The sequence below is a fragment of the Legionella shakespearei DSM 23087 genome, from assembly GCF_000373765.1.
GTDB lineage: Bacteria > Pseudomonadota > Gammaproteobacteria > Legionellales > Legionellaceae > Legionella > Legionella shakespearei.
In genome coordinates, this window is record NZ_KB892404.1 from 19,191 (window position 1) to 22,616 (window position 3,426).

The following is a 3,426-nucleotide window of genomic DNA, read 5'->3' on the forward strand; positions in this document are numbered from 1 at the left end:
ACGTACTTTATTTCCTGCACCGATACATAGATCGAACGATACCAGGCCAGTGCCTCAACAAAAATTCCGCTCCTTTACAGTCGCGGCTCGGTTTTCGTGCATGATATAGTAAATACGAATCCATCCATTCCGGGGGTTACACCATTTTTATATATCCTAATCGTCAATCTCGTATTATTATCAATTAATTACTAATATCGAGTTTCATAATGCACAGCGTCCTGGTATTGATTATTAGCTTTATCGCCCTCTTATGGGCGGCCAATCATTTGATCACTGGAGCCTCCGGCCTGGCTTTCCGTTATAATTTATCCCCTCTGGTCACAGGGCTTACTCTTGTTGCTCTTGGCACTACTGCCCCGGAAATTTTTATTTCCGTCCTGTCGGCTGTCAAGGACAAGAATGATTTGACTATAGGAAATGCCATAGGCTCCAATATTGCGAATATCGGTTTGGTCTTGGGTATTACTATCATGCTTAAACCGACAACGCTTAATTACAGCACGCTTAAAAAGGCATACCCTATACTTATTGTCATTATGCTATTTGCTTACAGCATGATGCTAGACGGCTTTCTGGGCAAAATAGATGGATGCCTGTTTCTGATTGTCTGTATCGCGGTCATTTCTTTTTTCATTTACCTGGCCAATCATGCCCCCAAAAAAGATCAGTTTTTTAATGAATTTAAAGCCGCAATCCATTCCAATCGCTCACTACATACCAATTTACTCAGTATCCTGCTGGGTCTGGTCATTCTTCCGGTCAGTGCTAAATACATCATCCTGAGTGCCGCAACTATTGCCCAATGGTGGGGAATAAGCCAATTAACCATAGGGTTGACTGTTATTGCCTTTGGTACCACTTTACCCGAACTGGCCACGGCAGTGACTGCTGCTTTAAAGGGAGAGGAAGATATTGCAATAGGGACAATCCTTGGCTCCAATATTTATAATTTATTATTAATATTGGCTTTTCCGGCGATTATTAATCCCGAAAAAATCAGCAATGTGGTGTTAAGCAGAGATATGCCGGTGTTGATTGCGTTAACTGTTTTGCTCTTCTTTTTAAATTACTATTATAAAAAGAAATTATCGCCCTGGCATGGGGGAATTCTGATTCTGGTGTATTGCAGTTACATTGCATCGATAGTGATTAAAGCACATCCTTGAATGGGAAGATGGGGCTGGTAGCCCGTATTAGGCGTAGCCGTAATACGGGAATGAGTTCATTACCACTTCGATCCCGTATTACGGCTGACGCCTAATACGGGCTACAAGCACAAGCATACATTTAATATAAAATTAATATAAAATCTTGTTCACTGGATAATGCTGTAATTTACTGCTCTGGAATACTCTTTTCTTTTCGAGGCTGCCATCTTCGAGAATCTTTTTTGCCGTAATTGCATCGGGTTGGCCTAATTGGGCTGCCATGTTGATCCAAAACCAGGCCTTTTTGCGGTCTTCAACTACCCCCTGACCATAATAATACATATATCCCACAGCATATTGGGCATCAGGCTGGCCTTTTTCTGCTTCAGGCTTTAAACGGATAAACGCTCTGCGGTAATCCTGGGCTTTAAAGCTCTGTATCCCTTCACGCAAATTCAATGCACCAGAAACACAAGCCATCATCATGGGAATAAAAATCAGTACTATGAAAAACCTCAGTAGACGTGTCATGCTATTTATTCCCCTTTCAAAGGCTTTGCTACAGGTTCAAAGGTTAAATCATTTTTAGGTAAACTTAAACTCTCCAGAGCACCATTATGCTCAACCAGAACCCCTCCGGCCATAATTCGCTTGATCAATGCGCCGCCAGGTATCTTATCACCGATTTTATAAGTTTTTTCATCACCGCTTGCCGAACGAATAATTACCTGTGACTCCTCTATGTTATCATCGAACATGATACCCACTAAAGTCACATCCAGCATCGATTTCTTCACATTATCTTCATTTAAATCATTGGGAACGTACACACCAAATAAAGGGGCATTTAAAATATCGCTGAACAAATCCTGTTTTACTGTTTGCTCTGAAGCTGAGCTTGTTTCAACAGTGGTTTCAACAGTGAGCGGAGAAAAGAAAAGGCTGGCATATTCCCAAATGATCAACAGAGAAAACAATGAAATAAAACCAATAATAATCCATTTGGCATATTTGGCTGATAACAAATAATGAATATCAAATTTCATGTACCCAAAACCTTTGTTCAATGAATGAAAGAGGCGAAGTTCTTCATTCTATGCTAAAAATAATTTATGTATCTCATCCTAACATAAATAAAGACTGAGTATAAAGCCAAGCTTGACGTCAGTCCCGAATAAACAGGATTACCATGAATAATGAGTCGCCGCCCCCTCACATGCAACTGGCAATCATGTCACGAGGATATGTAGTGTCACGCGCCATTCATGCTATTGCCCATTTGGGTATAGCAGACCACATGTCTGACCAGCCCGTTTCGGTAAAGGAACTGGCCGGATTAAGCGCTACCATACCTGACTTATTAGACCGCTTACTCACTTTTCTCAGTGATTATGGTTTGTTTTTAAAAACTGAGGATGGCTATGCCTTAACCCCTTTATCTTATCCCCTAAGACAAGATCACCCCTTTTCCATGAAGGATGTTTTAGGTATGTTTGATGAAAGCTGGTGGCAGGCTTTCGCTCATCTGGAGAATGTGCTTAAAACGGGCACCCCTGGATTCAGGCTAGAGCATAAGACCGATTTTTTTGATTTTCTCAACGCAATACCTGAAAAGAGGGCTCGCTATAATACGGGAATGGCTAAGTTATCTGCTATTGATGAGCCGGTAATAGCGCAAAGTTTTAATTTCGCCAAATTTCGCTCGCTGGTAAATATTGGGACTGGGAGTACATCTTTAGTTGAACACATTACCAATCAATATCCTGATCTGGTTATAGAACAATTTAATTTTCATCCTGAATTAGTACAACAGGCTGGAGATGATTTGTTTTCAAGCTTACCTGTTGCTGATGCTTATCTGTTTAGGGGAAGATTACATGTCTTTAATGACGAGCAGATCAAGATAATTCTGAGTAATTGCCGTCAACAAATGTCCAGAGGGTCAACCTTGCTTATAGCCGAACAGGTGATCCCGGACAATTCCCTCCCTCATACGAACAAAACAATGGATATTATTATGATGGTTTTAGTGGGTGGACAACAACGTACCCTCAATAACTGGTGTGAACTGGTGGAGTCAGTGGGATTTGCATTAAAAAGCAGCACAGCTACGAAGGGACTGTTCACTGTGATGGAATTTCAACTGGTATTGTGAACGTGCCCTAACAAAAATTCCGCTCCTTTACAGTCGCGGCTCGGTTTCCGGTGCACGATGAAGTCAATACAAACCCACGAAAACCGAGCCGCGACCGTCAGGAAGCGGAACAGTTATACT

At 41.5% G+C, this 3,426-nt stretch carries 4 protein-coding genes; 2 read left to right on the top strand and 2 right to left on the bottom strand.

All coding sequences use genetic code 11. The features are described from left to right. Positions 1-209: 209 nt before the first annotated feature. Entirely contained in the window at positions 210-1,169 is a 960-nt protein-coding gene (locus tag B094_RS0108925) for a calcium/sodium antiporter (RefSeq protein WP_018577463.1), read from the top strand. 132 nt (positions 1,170-1,301) lie between these two features. On the opposite strand, the gene B094_RS0108930 is transcribed toward B094_RS0108925, so the two are convergent. Then, on the bottom strand, positions 1,302-1,682 hold the full coding sequence (locus B094_RS0108930) for a tetratricopeptide repeat protein (protein ID WP_018577464.1): 381 nt from the start codon (positions 1,680-1,682) through the stop codon (positions 1,302-1,304). 5 nt (positions 1,683-1,687) lie between these two features. Then, the gene (locus B094_RS0108935) at positions 1,688-2,197 is read right to left on the bottom strand and encodes a type II secretion system protein N (RefSeq protein ID WP_018577465.1); all 510 of its coding nucleotides are present in this window, start codon (positions 2,195-2,197) and stop codon (positions 1,688-1,690) included. A 143-nt stretch (positions 2,198-2,340) separates the two neighbouring features. Here B094_RS0108935 and B094_RS0108940 point away from each other — a divergent pair, with 143 nt between their 5' ends. After that, positions 2,341-3,306 carry a methyltransferase gene (locus B094_RS0108940; RefSeq protein WP_018577466.1) on the top strand — a complete coding sequence of 322 codons (966 nt, stop codon included), beginning with the start codon at positions 2,341-2,343 and terminating at the stop codon, positions 3,304-3,306. Positions 3,307-3,426 lie beyond the last annotated feature (120 nt).